The organism is Leptospira levettii, assembly GCF_002812085.1.
Classification (GTDB): domain Bacteria; phylum Spirochaetota; class Leptospiria; order Leptospirales; family Leptospiraceae; genus Leptospira_A; species Leptospira_A levettii.
Genome location: NZ_NPDM01000006.1, coordinates 157,235 through 176,370, shown reverse-complemented (window position 1 = coordinate 176,370; position 19,136 = coordinate 157,235). Strand labels below are relative to the sequence as shown.

The 19,136-nt window shown below is 31.7% G+C and carries 19 protein-coding genes; all 19 read right to left on the bottom strand.

Annotation, left to right across the window (positions count from 1 at the left end):
• Positions 1-868, bottom strand: an 868-nt coding sequence (locus CH354_RS16085) for a glycosyltransferase family 2 protein (RefSeq protein WP_100766539.1), incomplete at its 3' end; no start/stop codon positions are given.
• Positions 865-1,767 (bottom strand): NAD-dependent epimerase/dehydratase family protein, encoded by a 903-nt coding sequence (locus tag CH354_RS16080; protein ID WP_100727146.1) that lies wholly within the window; start codon positions 1,765-1,767, stop codon positions 865-867. The genes CH354_RS16080 and CH354_RS16085, both read right to left, overlap by 4 nt.
• On the bottom strand, positions 1,755-2,519 hold the full coding sequence (gene rfbF / locus CH354_RS16075; RefSeq protein WP_100727147.1) for a glucose-1-phosphate cytidylyltransferase: 765 nt from the start codon (positions 2,517-2,519) through the stop codon (positions 1,755-1,757). Before rfbF ends, CH354_RS16080 begins: the two co-directional genes overlap by 13 nt.
• On the bottom strand, positions 2,516-3,046 hold the full coding sequence (rfbC, locus tag CH354_RS16070; RefSeq protein ID WP_100727148.1) for a dTDP-4-dehydrorhamnose 3,5-epimerase: 531 nt from the start codon (positions 3,044-3,046) through the stop codon (positions 2,516-2,518). Before rfbC ends, rfbF begins: the two co-directional genes overlap by 4 nt.
• Positions 3,047-3,050: 4 nt before the next feature.
• A complete protein-coding gene (locus CH354_RS16065; protein ID WP_100727149.1) occupies positions 3,051-4,079 on the bottom strand; it encodes an NAD-dependent epimerase/dehydratase family protein in 1,029 nt (342 codons plus the stop codon).
• A gap of 10 nt (positions 4,080-4,089) precedes the next feature.
• Complete coding sequence (locus CH354_RS16060; RefSeq protein WP_100727150.1) at positions 4,090-5,772, bottom strand: hypothetical protein; 1,683 nt, start codon at positions 5,770-5,772, stop codon at positions 4,090-4,092.
• On the bottom strand, positions 5,762-6,592 hold the full coding sequence (locus tag CH354_RS16055) for an NAD-dependent epimerase/dehydratase family protein (RefSeq protein WP_165780347.1): 831 nt from the start codon (positions 6,590-6,592) through the stop codon (positions 5,762-5,764). Before CH354_RS16055 ends, CH354_RS16060 begins: the two co-directional genes overlap by 11 nt.
• Positions 6,589-7,335: a class I SAM-dependent methyltransferase gene (locus tag CH354_RS16050; protein WP_100727152.1), complete on the bottom strand. Its 747-nt coding sequence runs from the start codon at positions 7,333-7,335 to the stop codon at positions 6,589-6,591. The genes CH354_RS16055 and CH354_RS16050 overlap by 4 nt, the downstream gene beginning before the upstream one ends.
• A gap of 1 nt (position 7,336) precedes the next feature.
• The gene (locus tag CH354_RS16045; protein WP_100727153.1) at positions 7,337-8,278 is read right to left on the bottom strand and encodes a glycosyltransferase family 2 protein; all 942 of its coding nucleotides are present in this window, start codon (positions 8,276-8,278) and stop codon (positions 7,337-7,339) included.
• On the bottom strand, positions 8,278-9,246 hold the full coding sequence (locus tag CH354_RS16040; protein WP_100727154.1) for an NAD-dependent epimerase/dehydratase family protein: 969 nt from the start codon (positions 9,244-9,246) through the stop codon (positions 8,278-8,280). Before CH354_RS16040 ends, CH354_RS16045 begins: the two co-directional genes overlap by 1 nt.
• Before the next feature lie 11 nt (positions 9,247-9,257).
• Positions 9,258-9,965 carry a nucleotidyltransferase family protein gene (locus tag CH354_RS16035; protein WP_100727155.1) on the bottom strand — a complete coding sequence of 236 codons (708 nt, stop codon included), beginning with the start codon at positions 9,963-9,965 and terminating at the stop codon, positions 9,258-9,260.
• Positions 9,966-10,656: 691 nt separating this feature from the next.
• A complete protein-coding gene (locus tag CH354_RS16030; RefSeq protein ID WP_100727156.1) occupies positions 10,657-12,147 on the bottom strand; it encodes a hypothetical protein in 1,491 nt (496 codons plus the stop codon).
• Positions 12,148-12,174: 27 nt separating this feature from the next.
• The gene (locus CH354_RS16025) at positions 12,175-12,882 is read right to left on the bottom strand and encodes an SDR family NAD(P)-dependent oxidoreductase (protein WP_165780348.1); all 708 of its coding nucleotides are present in this window, start codon (positions 12,880-12,882) and stop codon (positions 12,175-12,177) included.
• Positions 12,879-14,063 carry a radical SAM/SPASM domain-containing protein gene (locus CH354_RS16020; protein WP_100727158.1) on the bottom strand — a complete coding sequence of 395 codons (1,185 nt, stop codon included), beginning with the start codon at positions 14,061-14,063 and terminating at the stop codon, positions 12,879-12,881. The genes CH354_RS16025 and CH354_RS16020 overlap by 4 nt, the downstream gene beginning before the upstream one ends.
• A 7-nt stretch (positions 14,064-14,070) precedes the next feature.
• The gene (locus CH354_RS16015; RefSeq protein WP_100727159.1) at positions 14,071-14,709 is read right to left on the bottom strand and encodes an HAD family hydrolase; all 639 of its coding nucleotides are present in this window, start codon (positions 14,707-14,709) and stop codon (positions 14,071-14,073) included.
• Positions 14,709-15,425 carry an acylneuraminate cytidylyltransferase family protein gene (locus CH354_RS16010; RefSeq protein WP_100727160.1) on the bottom strand — a complete coding sequence of 239 codons (717 nt, stop codon included), beginning with the start codon at positions 15,423-15,425 and terminating at the stop codon, positions 14,709-14,711. The genes CH354_RS16015 and CH354_RS16010 overlap by 1 nt, the downstream gene beginning before the upstream one ends.
• Positions 15,422-16,192: an HpcH/HpaI aldolase family protein gene (locus tag CH354_RS16005; protein WP_100727161.1), complete on the bottom strand. Its 771-nt coding sequence runs from the start codon at positions 16,190-16,192 to the stop codon at positions 15,422-15,424. The genes CH354_RS16010 and CH354_RS16005 overlap by 4 nt, the downstream gene beginning before the upstream one ends.
• Entirely contained in the window at positions 16,193-17,725 is a 1,533-nt protein-coding gene (locus tag CH354_RS16000) for an aldolase catalytic domain-containing protein (RefSeq protein WP_100727162.1), read from the bottom strand.
• Positions 17,726-17,912: 187 nt separating this feature from the next.
• Complete coding sequence (locus CH354_RS15995) at positions 17,913-19,133, bottom strand: hypothetical protein (protein WP_100727163.1); 1,221 nt, start codon at positions 19,131-19,133, stop codon at positions 17,913-17,915.
• Positions 19,134-19,136 lie beyond the last annotated feature (3 nt).

The window sequence follows — 19,136 nt, the reverse complement described above, 5'->3', positions numbered from 1 at the left end:
ATTTAAAAAACTTTACCAAATCATAACATACAAATCTTAAGATATTGTATGCCTTTACTGGTTTCCCTTTTCTGATGACTAACTTTAGTAGCATAAATTGCCTAACCAATTTGAGTTTTGAAATTAAATTCAAATTACTAGAATAGAAATCTCTACTTGAAATTTCCCTAATCATTTTTTTGATTTCGCGCAAGAGCTCGAATTCCTTTTTAGAGGAGAAATTATTATCGTGTATTCTGTAACTGGCTAGAGAGTTACTCATATATAGAATTTTATGACTCTCTGATATTTTCAAAAATAGATCAAAATCGCCAATGTGATTATAAGATTGATTGAAATTTAAGTGATTCTCTTTTAATAAAGTAACATTAAAAACGACTGTAAGGATTCCGATATAATATTCATTTATCAAATATTTGGTGATAAATCCAGAGGGTTTGCTAAACCGATTTGCTCTTTTGATAAATCTGGATTTCGGATCAATTAAATCGTAATTTGAACAGACTAGATCATAATCGGAGTTAGCAAATGCTAACATTTGCAGTTCTAGTTTATTTTTTTTCCAAACATCGTCGGTGTCAAGAAACGCAATGTAATTACCAGTAATCTTCTCTATTGCTAAATTCCGACCTTTATAAAGCTTTGTATGTTCTGGTGCGTAATAATATTTAATTCTGGGATCGTTATAAGAGCGAACAATTTCTGCACTTTTATCTGTGGATTGATTGTCCCAAAATATTAATTCCCAGTTTTGATATGTCTGTGCAATTACACTATCTATAGCTTCTTTTAAATATTCAGCACCATTGTAACAATTCATTAAGATACTTACCAAAGGCGTTGGTAATCCTAAATCTGTTTTTTTCATTGAAAGTATTCGATCGTTTTTTTAAGACCCATGTCTAGGCTCGTATTTGGTTTCCAATGAAGCATTCGCTTAGCTTTTGAAATGTCAGCTACCAAAGACATATTTTCACCAATGCGATAAGGAACTTTTCCAAAATCTGGTTTTCCTTTTCCGATGATCGATACTACTTTTTCAATGATTTGTCTTATTGTGATTTTTTCACCAGAGGCAATATTAAAAATTTCGCCATTAGCTTCATTTGTTTCTAAAATTTTGAAACAACCTTCCACTGTATCACTTATATAACAAAAGTCTCTACTTTGTTCTCCGAGTGATGACGGAAATACAGAATCGCTCAAACAACCTTTGATAATTTGAGGTAAAAACCTTTTATCATCTTGCCCTGGCCCATAAGTTAAAAACAATCTTGCGACCGAAGCTGGAAATTTTTCCGTCTTCCAAAGCATTTGTAAAAAATGTGAAGCTGATGCTTTAGCAAATGAATATGGCGAAATTGGATCTTCACGAAATTCTTCCTTTTGTGGCGAAGGGGCATTTCCATACTCATCACTGCTCCCCAAATATAAAAACTTTTTTAAGTTTGTTCTATCTAAGGCAGAAACTAATTCAAAAAGAGAAGTTAAGTGGTCGGATATTACTTTTAGACCACCATTCTGAAACAATGTATGGTCGATGTAACCACCACAATGAATCACATAGTCATACCTCTCACTTGAAAGGATTGAACGCACCGATACGCGATCTGATAGATCTGCTTGTATCGAAATTACCTTATCAATATTTGCTTTTTTCTTTAGAGAGAGAGATGTGACTTCAAATCCACTATCGATCCCTTTTTGCACAATATGAGAACCGATAAAACCAGTTCCCCCGATAACTAGTAGTTTTAATTTAGCCAAGGTGCTTTCCCCGTTTGAAATAATTCCTCAAGATGATCTCTATCACGTTTTGTATCCATACACTGCCAAAAACCTTCATGTTGGTATGCCATAAGTTCACCATTTTTAGCTGCCGTTTCAAGTGGAGATTTTTCAAGTATCGTTTGATCATTTTCCAGAAGATCAAAAAAACTAGGTTCAATTACAAAAAAACCGCCATTAATCCATCCTTGTGTTGTTTGGGGTTTTTCTTGAAAGCTAATAACTCTACCTGTTTGGATTTCCAATTCACCAAATCTAGCACCAGGATGAACCGCAGTCACCGTAATCATTTTTTTATGAGATTTATGAAATTGAATTAGTTTATCAATATCAACATTCGAAAGTCCATCACCATAAGTGAGTAAGAATGTCTCATTTCCAATGATCTCTTTCATTCTCAATAGTCGCCCACCTGTCATAGTGTTAGCTCCTGTATTGACTAAGGTAACGTTCCAATCTACTTTAGGAGAATTATAATGGGTGATTTTGCCTGTTTCTAAATTCACTGAAAAATCAGAATTTAAAGATCGGTAGTTTAAAAAATACTCTTTTACAACTTCTGCTTTGTAACCAAGAGCAATGTAAAAATCATTATAATTAAAACGCGCAAAATGATTCATGATATGCCATAGGATTGGCTTTCCACCAATGGGAACCATTGGTTTCGGAATCACATCTGTATATTCGGAAAGTCTTGTCCCTAAACCTCCAGAAAGGATCATCACCTTCATAATGGAAAATCCTTAAAAGATTTGTCTTTATCCGAAATTTCTGAAACTTTAAGTGGCCAATGAATTTGGAAAGCAGGATCATCGAACCTTACTCCTGCATCATGAGATGGAGAAAATTCTTTTGATACTAAATAAAAAACTTCAATATCGTTCTCCAATGTCTGAAATCCATGAGCACAACCTTCGGGTATGATTAGCATTTTATAATTTTCAGCACTTAATTTAATTCCAAACCAACGTTTAAATGTCTCCGATTCAGGTCTTAAATCCAAAACAACATCAAAAATAGATCCACGTATACAACGTATAGCTTTCATTTCCTCATAGGGATGCTTTTGAAAATGCATACCTCTAATCGTACCTTTTTTAGAAGTATAAGATAAGTTTGCTTGTTTAATATCTGACGTAATGCCCAATTCAGAAAATTCAGTTGTGCAAAATGCCCTACCAAAAAAACCCCTTGAGTCTTCAATTTTTTTTAGATCTGCAACATAAGATCCTTTTATTCCTGTTTCAGAAAATATCATCGATTTATTTCATTACTCCCTTGTTAATCATTTTCCTCAAAACATTTAAGCGAATCAAGTCTGAACGATAAAAATCTTGAATCCGAAAGTTTGAATCTATTATTTGTTTTGCTAACTCTTGAATAGTGTCTTCGATCTTCTCTTTCAATGAATATTCACCACTAAGTTTGTTAAACAAATCAAAATTTACTTTATAAGACCTTTTATCTGGAGCTGCATCCTTATTGATGGAAATCTGAACACCACCCAATATTTTTGAAACTTCTTCTGCTAACTCCAATACAGAAAAATTCCAATCATTTGCACCTGTATTGATGACCAAATATTCTCCTCCTTCGACATTAGATCTCTGGATTCCCCACTCCATAGCTCTCGACATATCTTTAACATTAATCAAAGGTCTCAATGGAGTACCATCACTGAGTATTTGTATTTTCTTATTTAAAATCGAATTAGCAACAAAATCATTTAATATTAAATCTAACCTAAGTCGAGGAGAGGCTCCACATGCTGTCGCAAAACGTAAACACGTAACCGTAAAATTTGAATCAGCTAAATGTTTTAAAGATTTCTCTGCCTCAACCTTTGAGATAGCATAGGCAGAAAGTGGATTCAGCTCATCTGACTCAACTTTGGCGAATTCTCCTCCCTCGCCATAGACAGAACATGATGAAGCGAAAATAAAACTTTTAACTCCTCTCTTTTTTGCCTCTTCTGCGATTTTTGATGCACTGTTATGGTTTATTTCATGCGTAATTTTTTCAAATTCCTTTCCCATTGGATCATTGGATATAGCAGCAAGATATACTACTGCATTAAAACCATTCAAGATTTCATATTCAAACTTTCTAACATCTCCGTAATACTGCTGTTTCAGATAATACTCTGGATGTTCATCCGCATTGAATAGACAATGACCAAATAAACCCAAATCATAACCATATATTTCATAATCGTTTTTCGAATTCACTAAATGCTTTAAAAGCACAGGCCCAATGTAGCCCATATTTCCGATTAAAAGAATTTTTTTCATAATATCCTACTTACTTTTTTTGATACAAACTTATTTCTTCTATTTTAGTTCCATAAATCCTAATAGGCCGCGGAATTAAGAAGTCTTTTATTTTCAGGAATTTCCTTGAATCTTCTAGATAAACTTTCGAAACGTAACTGCATAAAACATAATCACCAGATTTTACTTTATCCAATTCAGCTAAATTCGCACCCCAATCTAGAAATATCCATTTCGTTTTAGATTTTTCAATTGGAACTATAAAATCAGTTACAAAAATAGAATTATTTGAATTTAAATAAGACTCTAACTCCTTACGAAACTGATCTATATAATTATGGTAACCATTTCTATTGACTGATAAAGTTATAATACCTTTATGATGATCTCCTTTTACGATTGGAAATAAATTATCAAAGCAAATGAATAATCCAAAAAAATAAACAGAAAAAGCAAGATATTTGCTCTTAATTTCCCCTGTAAATGAAAGAAAACATACAAATAATATGAATGGAAACAGCATTGCTTGTGTTGGTTCATTTACTTTTGAAACGAAAGCAAACAAAAAGAACAGAATTATTACGAGGTATTGAAAAAAAATCCTCTGAGTCTTAGATACTATATTACTCCGATATATATAAAAAAAATTAAGTAATGCTAAAAATCCAAAAATACAAATCGGGAGTGAAAGAAATCCAGATTCAAAAGATCCAATTGTCCATGCTTTAATATTAGGTATCACAAATGACATTAAATTTGGAGAGTTCAATGACGGCTTATGAACTGCTTGGGAATAGAAATCGACAGAAGTCTTATAAAAATCACTGGTGAATAAAAAAAACCCAACATTTACAAAACCCAATACTATCCACCGAGAAAAATAAAAAAACAAACTTAACTTTCTTATTTTGCCAAGTAATACAAAAGAACTAAAAATTAATGATATAAATGATATAAATGTTAAAATCGATAAAAATGAGAATCCCCTGACAATTCCTGCAAAAATTCCAAAAAGTAACATACTTGCGAAAAGCAATACGAATTCTTTTTTAATATTCCCTTTTGTATTATGAATCCTAAACTTGTAATTGAAAAAGAAAACTGGTAGTAGAAAAATAGACCACCACTTAATCAAAAAACCTAGAACAATTAGGTGAATAACTAAAATCATCTTCCACCAACTTTTTTCAAAATATTTTGATAAGAAGAAAAACGAAGTTACTACAATTAATGAAAAAACGGTGTTTGGATCTGGTTTTATAAAAGTAGAATTAAATACAAATAAAGCACTACTCATTACACATAAGTAAAACATACTCAAAAAAGAAATTCTTAGTTGCTCCGAATAAAGAATAATACAAAGCAATACTATTGCAATTGAAGTTAGCAAGATATGGTAGTAGGTTAAAACCTTATAAGCTAATATATTTTTATTCTCAGATGGAAAAATATTAAACATTGCCTCCAAAATTGGACTTAAATAATAAAGTTCTAATCCATAGTCATAAATCGCAGTACCAAAAGTTTCATGTGTTTTGTCTGCAAAAATCGCAAATCTCTCAACTTGATATACTAGATCGTGATCGAGATATCCTAACTCGGAGTCATCTTCAATCTGATACATAAAAAGCGATAAATAACAAAATGTAATTAAGAAAAGTGTAATAAAAAATACTCTCTCTCTCAATTTTAAGTCCTGAAATTTACTTTTCATACTTTAATATTTCAGATAACCCTTGATATAAATCAAAGGTAGGGTGCCAATTTAATATATTCGCTGCCAGTCCATTATCACCGATTGAATATCCTATGTGTTCATTCGAAGAAGATACTTCTACTAAAATAGGTCTATTCAATATACTTTCCATTACTCTTACTAGTTCTATGTTGCTTACCGCCTTAGCTGACGATATATTTAATATGTGGAAACCTTTCAAATTAAGAGAAAGAATAATTGCATTGACACAATCATTCACATAAACAAAATCCCGTACTGCATTTGGATTTCGAAGTTTTAATTTACCACCTGATTCAACTGATTCAAGTATATCTGGAATTAAAAAACCTTTTCTTTGCCCTCTTCCATAAACATTGAATAATCTCAAAACAACACAATTTTTTGATTGCGATGTTAGTTGGGAGCGTCTACATAACTCTTCTGCCAAAAATTTTGACATTGCATAATCGCCTAATGGATTTAATTCCATGTCCTCTCTCAAAAGAGAATCTGCAGTTGTTTCTCCATACACTCCACATGTTGAAGCAAAAATTAATGAAGCATTCATTTTATTGCAATATTCTAAAACTTCAGCAGTACCTATAACATTTATATCAAATCCATCCTTTCTATTTCGTTGCATTTGAATATTACCAGTTGCTGAGGCCAAATGAACTACAGTATCGAATTTCTGAACGAACTTAGAAATATTCCGAATATCACCAACATATTCAGAAATTTTATAATTTTTTTTTCTTAATGAAGATACTAGATGAGAGCCAATGAATCCAGTCGACCCTGTTATTAGGATACTCAATATATGCTTTCCATACTTAACTTTGAATATTCTGCTAAAGATTCCTCATTGACTTCCTTCGCTACAATTACCGAATACAAGCTAAAATGAAAAAATGGAAAAGGGAATCGATAAACTACTACATTTCTAAAAAAATATCTAACTACTGATTCAATTTCATGAGCATTGTTTACATGTTCATACTTCATAAACAATTCGTAATCAAGTCCAGTTCGAATTTTAAATCCAGTTCCAGTTCCATATTTATATGCAAGATACCATAACAAAGCACCTTCACTAGGTATTCCTGCGACAAAAGTTCCACCTTTTGCTAAACGAATACATGAATGAAAAACTTGCTTAGGTAAATCCAACAAATGCTCAAGAACAGCTACAGATAGAATTTTGTCATATTTTTGCTTCTTATCCACTTCTGAAATGTCTGAGAAAATAGATCTTACTGTTTTACTCTGTTTTGACTCATTCAATAATTCCTTAAAAGGCTCAATTACATCATAATGTTTAAACCTAGATTCATATTTCAAATGATTCAAAGATCCTGCACCTAATTCTAAAACATCACTTACATTTTCCGTACAAGACGCAACTTTTCGATGCATCCAACTTTCCAAATATAATGCAATTTTATTAAATATTGAAGAACCAGTCCTATTGATAATGTATTCCTTCTCATAAATTTCCATGTACTGATCTGGCAATTTTATTCTTTTCTTAGGGAAGTTTTTTAGAAATAATTCAACCATTTTAACCTTTCTCGTCAGATGTTGATTTTACTATGAAATCTGGTCTTTGCTTAACTTGTGAATAGATTCTTCCAATATATTCACCTAAAATTCCCGCGCAAATCAATTGCACTGATCCGAAAAATAATAAACCTACCGCAAGTGATCCCCAACCAGGAGGGATAAACGATATTAGATCATTAATTCTTAATAAAAATATTGCACATATGAAAATAATATAAATTACACACAAGGAAGCTATAAATAATCCCGAGTATAACATAAATCTTAATGGCAGTATCGAAAAAGAAAATATACCATCAAATGCAAATCTTACATAATTCCCGATACGAAATTTAGATTCTCCTTTGGATCTTGGCAAAGTATTATATTTAATGCCAATTTGTTTGAAACCGACCCATTCTACAATACCTCGCAAAAACATATTTCTTTCCGGTATAAGCTTTATAACTTCAACAACCCTCCGATCCATTAATCGAAAGTCCGATTGACCATAAGAAAGCTTAACATCTGAAAAGAAATTCATTAACTTATAAAAAATTCTTGAAGGAATAAATCTCCAATCATCATGTTCTACTTTACCTTTCTTAATAGTAAAAACAACATCATAACCTTTTTTCCATAATTCTATCATTTCGGGTATAAGTTCAGGAGGATGTTGTAAATCTCCATCTAGTGATATTACTACGTCACCTTTTGCATGATATATGCCGGCCATAATCCCACCTTGGTGGCCAAAATTGCGCGATAGACTTACAAACTTTATTCTATTGTTTTTTGCTCTTTGTTCCTTTATGATTTTTAATGAATTATCCCAACTTCCGTTTTCTACCAAAAGGATTTCATAATCTTCCTTGGTTTCCTTCAAGGCATTAACTAGCCGATCACATAATTCGACTATATTATCTTCTTCATTAAATATTGGAGAAATTACAGATATCATTATAATAAATTTAAATTAGAATCTTTATCGTAAAATACAGCAATATATTTTTTAAACCATTCTACTGTCTTTTGAAGCCCATCTTCAAAACTTATCTCAGCTTTCCACTGAAAAAGATCTAATGCTTTACTGTTATCAGCACACATTCTCCAAATTTCAGTTGGCCTATCCTGTAAAGCACCAATTCTTAACTCTGACTTAGAATTACATGCAGTATGTATCATCTTAACAAGATCTTTAATTGCGATTTCCCTATTAGAGCCAATGTTAAAAGTTCCATCATATTTATACTCACTGTTCATCGCAGAAATAAGACCATCGACTATGTTTTCTACATAATTGAATTCTCGAGTTTGAATACCCTTAGTCGTTTCAATCGGAAGACCACGTAAACATTTAATTATAAGTTCAGGAATTACTGCGCGATCACTCTGGTAAGGACCAAAGGTATTAAATGCTCTAACCGTTATGATTCTTTTGCCGGTCTGATGCTCTTTCATTCTAGCATATAACTCACCGGCATACTTTCCTACCGAGTAAGGCGAAACTGGGAATGGAATCATATCCTCTTGGAATGGCACACTAGTTTGATAACCATAAACCTCAGAAGTAGACATATATAAAAATTTCTCAAAGTCATTTACATATTCCAACAAATTAGCTGTTCCAACAGCATTTGCCAGTAGCGCTTCGTTTACATGCAGAAAACTATCACCCACGTGATTATAAGCGGCCATATGGTAAATATGATCGAATTTTCTTCCATTCAATTGTCTTAATGAATCGATATTCTTTAAATCAGCTTCGATAACTTCTATCTGATCCCATATTGGACTTAGCCTAACATTATCAATTAAACTTTTATACTTCACCATAACGGTGACTTCTTCACCTAATGAAAATAATTTCTTTGTAAGATGCGAACCGATAAATCCAGAACCACCTGTAACTAATATACGCTTTCCCATATTTGTTGCTCCTAAGTTGATGTGTAGAATTGTATAAGTTGCTTTTTTGCAACTTTTAATTCATCTTCAGTATTGAAAGTTATCTGCAATCCTTTATGAAAATAAGAATTTAATTTCTCAATTGCAATTAACATTTTATAAAAAGTAACTAATCCCTGACCATCTGGTAAATTAAAAATTTTATCTGGAATATAATCAAAAGCAGTCTTTTCAATAACCGCATATCCAATATAATAATTCAACACTGGCTTTTCTTTAAAACTAGTCACCAGATTTTTACTATCAAAGTCTACTAAACCAAATGGATTCTGTATAGGAGCTACTACAATAGTTGCTTCACACTTACTTTCTAGATGCTTAGATACAAGATCATCTAAATCCAAATCAGTAAATGTATCTCCATAAGTTAAAATAATTCTCTCTGTCATTAGCGGCAATGCAACTTGCAAACGTTTCAAAATACCTGCTTCCTCACCAGAATCTGAAAATTCAATCTGCCCCTGCTTTTCAAAACACTGAACTTCATTGCGAATCATTTCACCTTTATAACCGATACAAAAAATAAAATCTTGAAAACCTTGTTTATAATAATTTTCATATTTCATTCTTAATATAGTTTGATTTCCTATTTTTACGAGTGGTTTTGGAACTTTTTCAGTTATTTCCCCAAGTCGTTTGCCTCGTCCCCCAGACATGATGATTATCTTTGGTTTATTCATACTAGCTTTTAAGAAAAATATTTCCTGATTCCATAGTTTTAATCTTTTAAAAGTTCAATCTGCTATTTAATATATAGAGCTTTTTACATTTTGCAAATTATGTTTGAAATTCTTAGTTTAGCAAAAAGTGCAATTTTGAAATCGAAAAATTTGCTTAGCAACAAGATTCAAATTGAAGCTTTCCTAATATAGTTTTCGCTTCAATTTTCCTTCAATCAGTTTTTCTTTTCTTTCACTTAAAATTAAAATTCGATGACCCTAAGACACGTTTCTTGGCACAGAATAAAACCTTTCATAGATATAATTTTAAATTAAATCCAAACATTTATTGAATGTTCAAATGAATACATTAGTATTTGCCGAATTGGTTCTGATATAATCTCTCAATTTTTAATTCGACTCTGTGTGATATTCGAAATAAAGGACATTGATTATATTATAGAATGTGCTTTCAAAGGCTACCTGAATTCCTTATCGGACTATTTAATGGATCCAAAGAAATCCGAAAAACATCAGTTCCCATTTTTTAAGACATACAGTAAGCTAAACTCTTTTAAATCTAATATAACCAGTGATTAAAACTTTTATGTTTTTAAACAGAAATTATATGCCTCTATTTATAACAATATCTGGTTCCTTATTTTAGATTACAAATATACTATCTAATTATTAATTAAAGGAAATTAAAATCCTAATTCAGTTCGAATGCTTCAACAATTCTTTCATTGGTTGGTTCAGTAAACATTTCATTTCTTACTCTGCGAATCATGTTTAATCTTTGTTCTTGCTTATCTCTTACTACATTGAATAACTTATTTTTCGCAGATTCAAAAGAGTCTAAATCATACGCGTCTTCCCATAATACACCTTTACAAAAATCAGGAAGATAAGAATAGCTACTTTTTCCATTCTCTGAAATAACAATAACAGGCAACCCACATGCAATCGCTTCTACTTGTGCTCCTGTAGAGACTCCTAAAACGAGGCCGTGATTAGAAAACAAGTCATAAATATTATCATATACAATTTGATAGTTTTTTGGTAAAAATTCTTTAATCTCTGATATATTTGTTGATGGATGCATTTTTATAGAGAAAATTTCTTCTGAATATGCCCCCAATTGTTGTAGTAGTTTTAGTATGAAAATATTACTTTCATGAAAGTATGATAGGAGTATTAATATTTTCTCAGATTTTGACTCCAATATTTCAGTCTTAAACAAACGAGAGTATCGCATAGATGGACCGACTCTCATTTCTGTGTTTTTATCCAAATAATGTGTGCCATTAACCAAAATAATATCCGGTAAATGTTCGCGAAATTCATTACTATCAATGAATGAATTTAATAACTCAGGTGGAAAAATGAAAAACTGAGTCCCATATATTTTCACTTCGAGTTTACTATATCTAAAAGCGCGATTCAAACATTTCTCATATGGTTGTCCTTCATACCATTGTATAACCTTCGAATTAGGAGGAATTATTTTCGCAAGTTTTAGCCCAAAAAGATACCTGACAGTTCCAAAAAAATTAGATCCATTTAAATCTGACCAAAAATAATAAACTAATTTTGAATCAAGTGCTTCCTCACTTAATCTAACTTTTCGTAATAAATTTAGCATAAGAAAAGGATACACAGTTATGTAGAAAAAAAGTTTTAATAAATCTAAAGAGGAAAGCAATTGAAACTCAGTTACAACCCTGCCCTCATATTCTTTTAGAATTTTAATAACTTTCCAAAAACTAAAAGGATTATTTGAACCATAAAAACGAGGTATTATTACATAATCTAATCCTCTTACTTTTAAAGTTTCTACCAAATTTGGAAAATAGTCAGATGCTAATTTCGTACCTTTTACAAGATTGTCTACAATCGCATAGGTGTCTATAATTACCAATTTATCTGCATTTATCGAGATCTTTACACTAGATAAAAAAAATATGAGTTTATTGATTGCAAACTTGAACAAAGCTAAGTAAGAAAATGCATAATATCTTAATATTTGCTTTATTTTAAAAAAATAACCAATCCTTCTATAATTTCGATAAGCATCATAGACTCCAACTTTTGAGAAGAAAAAGGAAGTGGAATATAACCAAGACTTTGAAGCATTGGTTACAAAATTACTTAAGAGTTTATAATATTTTTGCAAATACTCAGGAATTAAATCAGAATTCATTCTTTATCGTTTAGTTAAAATGGAAACTTATTCCCCGCCACTTACAGCAAATTCTTGTCCAGTGATAAAATCACTTTTATCTGAACACAAAAAGTAAACCATTTCAGCTATTTCTTCAGGTCTGCCTAATCGATTCACTGGAATCATTTTCGATCTCTCTGCCATATCTTTGTTTTTATGAATTTTTGTATCTATTACACCGACTCTAATCGTATTGCAAAGAACATTCGATTGGGCTCCAAATTTTGCATAGGATCTGGTTATCGCTTCTAGGGCAGATTTTGATGCGCTATAATATGCCGAATTCATTGATCCACCAAATTTTAATCCAATACTACTTAATGAGACAATCCTTCCAAATTTCTGTCGAACCATAATAGGGAAAAAAGTTTGCATCAGGAAAGCATGTGAAAAGAAGTTCACTTGAAATACTTCGTTCATCACTTCCAGAGAACATTCTAGAAAATTACGATTTTCAATAATGCCTGTTGCATTGATTAGAAAGTCAATATTCGACTCACAAGCAAAGACAGTCTGGACAAAATCCTCTAAATCTTTTTTTTTATTGAACGAAGACTTGATAGTTTTCAAGTTTTTATTTTCAATATTGATATCGGTCGAATTATATTGAGCAATTACTTTGATGTTATTTTCAAGGAATTTCTGGACAATTTTCTTACCGATATCTGAACTCCCTCCAGTGATTAGAGCCACCCTATTTTCAGTTGGAATCAAACTACTGCACAACCCTTACATGGATGAACTAGTTGTCGGTTACCCGATTTATGTGCCTCTCTTAAATTAGTGTATTTTCTCATCTGCCAAAGTTCACTGATATTTAGGTCTGGAAATTTTCCGACATTAAGTTCAGATTTGTAATCACTATCGCATGGATTTGTTGTACCATCCGCCCATACAAACATTCTTCGATATAAATCAGAGCAAGGCTTAGTTTGCCCATTTGCTGACGATTCATAGATATTCTCCCATGGATTGTAATTTACAAAAGCAATTTGATCAACCAACCCACCCCAAACTTTTTCCATTGAAACCATATCTTGCTTTTCGGTAACTTTAACTCCTGAAACTCTTGTAATGATTTTCGTATTGGGGTAGCTTTTCTCTCTTATAGTACGAAATAGTTCAATATTTTTAAGAACTTTATCCAATTTTCCATTTACTCTCAATTGACTGTAAAGCGGTTCTTCTGCGGCGTCGGCAGAAAAAACCAAAGTCTTTACAGAACCAGATAATAATGAATGGATTTTGCTTTCTGTAAGTAAAGATGCATTAGTATTAAGTTTTAAATTTAAAAATTTTCCATTTGAATATTCTAAAATTTTTGAAATATCTGGAGCCATCAATGGCTCACCACGAGAAGCTAAAGTTACAAATTCTATTTCGCCATTTATTTCATCTACGATTTCTTTAAAAAATTCAAATGACATCATCGACATCGATGGATTTGTCTTTTTAAAAAAATTAGAATCAGTCTGATAACAAAAGACACATCGATAATTGCATAAAGAAGAAGGTTCTATTTGTAGTGCGGGAGGATAATTATCTAACTCAAAATTTTGCGGAAATATTTCATATCTATATCTATGATAAAAGAAACGAATCAATTCTTCATCAGAGTAAGTATACATTTCTTCTGCCGCAAATGGAGATATTTCAAATTGACTATGCGACGGATCTTTAATTTCACTTGTTAAATCGCTTTCTACCCTTTTTAAGATTCCCGTAAAATTTGCTTTATTTTTAATGGAATGCTGAATAGGAATTTTACCATCATGATAATCTCGTAATACCCTTATAGAACGCATTTTTTGATATTCTACAGCTTCCTTAATTCTCGAAGAAATGTTATCAAAACTATTATGCTTTTTATAAACTTTGGGTTTCAATTCACTCATATTTTTCCTATCCTAGACCATCAGTGTTCCGCAAATCATTGAAAGATTCAATATAATTGCCTAAACCTTTCAGTTTTTCATTATTATAACCGTAAAATTGAATTCCAAATTCGGTAGCCGCTTCGAAATCATTATGCGAATCACCAATTAAACATGATAAACTTGGATCAATCAATTCTTCCTGAATTAATTTTTTTATATTTTCTTTCTTTGTTAGAGGAGAACCTAATATTTTTTTAAAATATTTTCTTAGATTAAGTTTTTCACAAATATAATTCAACTCTGACTGATCGGAGCCAGATATAATGAACATATCCCTATCCTTTAGTAAATTTATTGCTTGAATGCTATCGTTAATAATTAAATTTTCATCAATTAAATTTTTTAACATAATAAGCCTGAACTTCTCAAGCAAAACATTCAAATTGTCATTATCTAGCTCAATCTTTAAAATATTTTTGAAAAAATAGTCAAACTTGGCGTATCTTGAAAGTCCACCATTCGCTTCATGAAAATCTATCAATTGCTGAACACTTTCTTCTGGATAATCCTTTAGAGTTTCGCGAAAACCAAGAGTTCTCCATGGATTGGAATCCAAAATTACCCCATCAAAGTCCCAAATAATTTGTCTAAAAGATTCAAACATTAAGAAGGAACCAAATTATTTTCTATGAGCCATTGTTTGCAAATTTCAATATCTTCAATTGTATGCACGTCAAAAGCTTTTGCAACTTCGAATGGTTTTACTCGATTGCCCATAAAAGTCCAAGGTTGGTAACCTACTCCTTCCTTGATACTACGTAGATTTAATACCCAAAAATTGTGGCATAAAAAATATGACTTTGGTAACTCTTGGCGGTTTGATGATATTGCCATTCCAGAAAAATCAAAGAATGGTTCCAAATTACCTTCGTTATTAACCATCTTAGCTCGATACGGATGATGATCCATGTCCGAATAAACCGGTACTGCAGCTGTTAAACTCGGATCATTCAAAATCTCATTTATACAATTTACGATCCACTCACTTTTAACCATGACAGTATTTGCTAGTAACACAACTAGTATATCTGGAAATCGATCCATTGACTTCATTATTTCCAATGAATGTTTTATAACATCTGAATGCAAAGCTGTTGGAGTTGCATATTCAGGGGGTCTGAGTATTTTTTCATAACCTAAGTGATGTGCAGCACTCAAAATCTTTTCACAATCACTACTAACAAAGAAATCATTTATTAATTCAGCTTTCTTAGCTTCTGTAGCAGGGTAATACAATAATGGTTTCCCGAAGACTGGGAGAACATTTTTATCCTTGAGAGAATTATTTCCTCTTCCAGTCAATAATGCGGTTACTCTCATAGATCTTTCTTTATCCTCAAGGAATTGATTTCTTTAAGCTTTTCCATAAATATTGCTATATCTACAGAATAAGCTAAATAACCTAGATTTAAATTTCTCCAATGCTTTAACATGTGCGGAGTGTCGCAAAAAGTACCTAAGGCTATTCCTTTTGCTTTTGCTTTTAATTGTAATTCAGTTATTTTTTCGATAATGATCGGATGTTCAATTTGTCCAGGAATCCCGAGTGATTGGGATAAATCATAAGGACCTACGAATATTATATCTACACCTTGTATTTGAACTATTTCATCGAAATTTTCAATTCCTTCTTTACCTTCTAATTGAATTACAATGATCGAATCGTTCGATTTTTGAAAATACACATTCCTATCTTGGTTTGAATATTCTGCCGCTCGCACGAACCGACATACTCCCCTTTCACCGATTGGATAAAATTTAGATAGTTTTATCACTTCCAAAACTTGATCAACACTAGTTACTGAAGGTATTTGAATTCCATCCGCACCTAAATCAAGGACTTTTCCAATTAAACTGGAGTCAAATGAATCTACCCTTACAATTGAAATTAGCTCACTTCTACTTGTTGCCATTAAGTGATGTTTTAACATCTCAGTTTGAATAGGCCCATGTTCCATATCAATAATAACAAAGTCGAAACCTGAGTAAATTGAAGCTTCAATTAAACTGCTGTCTGTCGTTTTTGAGAAATACCCTAGAGTATTTTCGCTTATGCATTTATATTTAAATTTTTCTAATTTATTCATTTATTCAATCAAAGAATAGAGAGAGGTAATTTTTACATCATACAATGTAGGAAGTAGCGAAATTAATTTGAATCGATTTTTGACTAGATTGAAAATATTTTGATTCTCAATAAACATCTCGTGCATTTTGGAAGTTATACTTTCTTTTGGATATCCATCATAACCTACTAAATATACATTTTTTGCTTCCAAAATTGATGAAATTTCAAATGCCAAAATAGTATGTGTATCATTTATCGGGTGATTTATTGTAGATTGCTCAATTTCAAAAATTTTATCTTTTGCAATCTCGGGTTTGTATATGCCTAACTTTCTAGGAGGTGGCGGTAGAATGCAAATTCCCTTGAAAGGAGCATTGTCGTAAACTCTTTCCAATCTATGTCCCTCATTTCCAACAAGACAAAAGTATTGTGGTATGAAATCTAAATCTTTGAATAAGTATGCATTTGTTGAGCTGGCATGTACGATACTCATCGAACTCTTGTTTGCATAAATAAATGATCTTATAGCTTCAAAATGTTGTTGAACCGAATTTCCTCCACCAATCAATAAGACATTTTCAAATTTATTTTCTGGTTTAAATCTTTCGACGTTTGGTTTATCAAGTAAGTTGCCTTTTTGATTTTGTAAGGCTTCAACAATAGAGTTTAAAGAATAGAATCTCTTAGTTATCCATTCCATCACATCTTTCTGTGGTAAAGAATTACTACCAGAGACCATGTAAGGTAAATTTGTCCCCCAATTGTGGAGTTTCTGTAATTGACTAAACTTATCGACCAAATTGGATAGATAATTAAAATCAAATTCTAATAAACCTTTGGATGAAAGGTGTGTTAAAATCAACTCCGTCTTTAAATTTCCAGCACCTCTACCCATTCCGGTAACAGTAGAATCTATAATTTCAACACCATATTCAAGAGCTGTTAGGGAGTTTATAAGAGCCATCTCTAAATTATTGTGACCATGGAAACCGAGCGGTATATTTAATATTGATTTAACAGATTGAGTAATCTCTTTTACATCTTCTGGGTATACACTACCATAAGAATCAACCATATAGAAAAAATCGCAAGATTCATTTACTAGTGGTAAATCTGTCATAAATGAATTCATCGTTTTCCACTTTGACATATACATCACATTCAAAGCGACTTTAAATCCTAATGATTTAATACTCTTAATTAATGTTATTGATTTTTTCAGATCTTTTGGATCAATTGCTACTCTTACTAAATCTATCAAACCCACACAAGGTAGCAATAAGGCCTCAATATTAGATTCAAAAAGATCCTTCCCATTCAGCAGAATTGCTAGATTCTTGTTACTGATTGACTTGATTTTCTTAATCAGAAAAAGTGGAAGGTAGTAAAATTCACCTTTATAGTAATTTTCAGCAAATGCTTTATAACCAATTTCAAGAAAATCGATTGGCAAATGGTTAAAGGATTCGAAATAGACTTTAACTAAATCATTATCAAAATCCCAATTGGTGTAGTAACCACCATCTCGTAATGTACAGTCCAGTATCTTCATTTATTCCTTCTAAAAAACTACATACCAACAAGTTAAATCTTTCAAGCTGTTTCAAATTCGAACATTCAATTCTACGACTGTTTTCCTATCACTATTTTTTCTATGGTTTCGCTACATTCAGAAATGTCAAGACTAGTGTTTAATAGTTAAACGCAGCAAAATCAGATAATCTGAAATACGAATCATATTATTTTCGAATCGCTTCAGCAATTATATTCCAAGAGAAATCCAACTTTGAGTCTACTTTCTTAATGTACAAATTTCGGTAGTCACAGAAATTCATCTTAGTATTCAATATTTTATCGAAATCAATTTGTCCAAAATCAGTATTTATATCCACTTCTACAGGAACTTTCCCATGCCATTTAGCAAAAACGCTCGTTGCCTTCTTGTATACCCATCGCATGGAAGAGGTATTAAAGAAAATTGCCTCTTTTTCGAAGAGATTTATGAAGTTAATGCTTGTACTAGAATGAATCAGAGCAAAGTGGGAGTTTTTGATTAGGTCCAAAGTCCGATCTTTAATGATTGCGAATGATTTAAAATGTTCCTTAGTTTGATATTCCGATCTTGGGTGGGCAGCAATCACCACCTTCGCATTGTATTTTTTCTCAAGATAATGAAAGAACCTTTCTAACCTTGGATAATAAGTCTCTTTTTTATCTGCATGTGGTATCAAAAAAAAATCATTATCGGGATGGTAGGGAGAATACTCATCCAAGAATACAATATAGTTATTAAAGTAAATTTGTTCTACTAAGTTTCCATAAATATCATAAAAGGGAAATGAATTGTGACTGGTTTGTTTCGATTGCAAAAACAAATCAAAATCCAAACTGTGCGCCCAAATTATTTTCGTGGAATCTAGAGTTTCCTTTGTTAAATGTTCAATTGATCGACTTCCACCTGCAATCACATATGTTGGAGCCAAGGGAGTTTTTCTAGTCAATGCTTCTAAAGACTTTAGCAGAGCACGCCCAATTGATTTCAACAGCGAAGAAAATCCTTCTTCAAAAAGCTTTTGTTTAATCTTAAAATATTTACTTTCACTATCAATTTCTGAAGGAGACGGAATTTTATTCGTACAATGTATCGCATAGTTGATGCCAAGTCTAAGCATCAATTTCAATAAATTTTGATGGTAACCAGTTAACAAAATAACCAGGACTTTTTTGCTTCTTATCCTTAGAGCATTCTCTAATTCTTTTATTGTAGAGAAGTATGTAATATACTCTTTTTGGTTCCCCTGTTTTGAGGCCTCGTATTTTCGTTTATGAAATATATCTTCTAACTGAAAAACCTCAACTTGAAATCCCTGATTACTTAGTTCCTTAATCCCAAAACGTTTTTCATCCCTATCTGTAAATGGAGTCTCTACAAAAAAAATAATGGATTCATATTTGGGCATCTG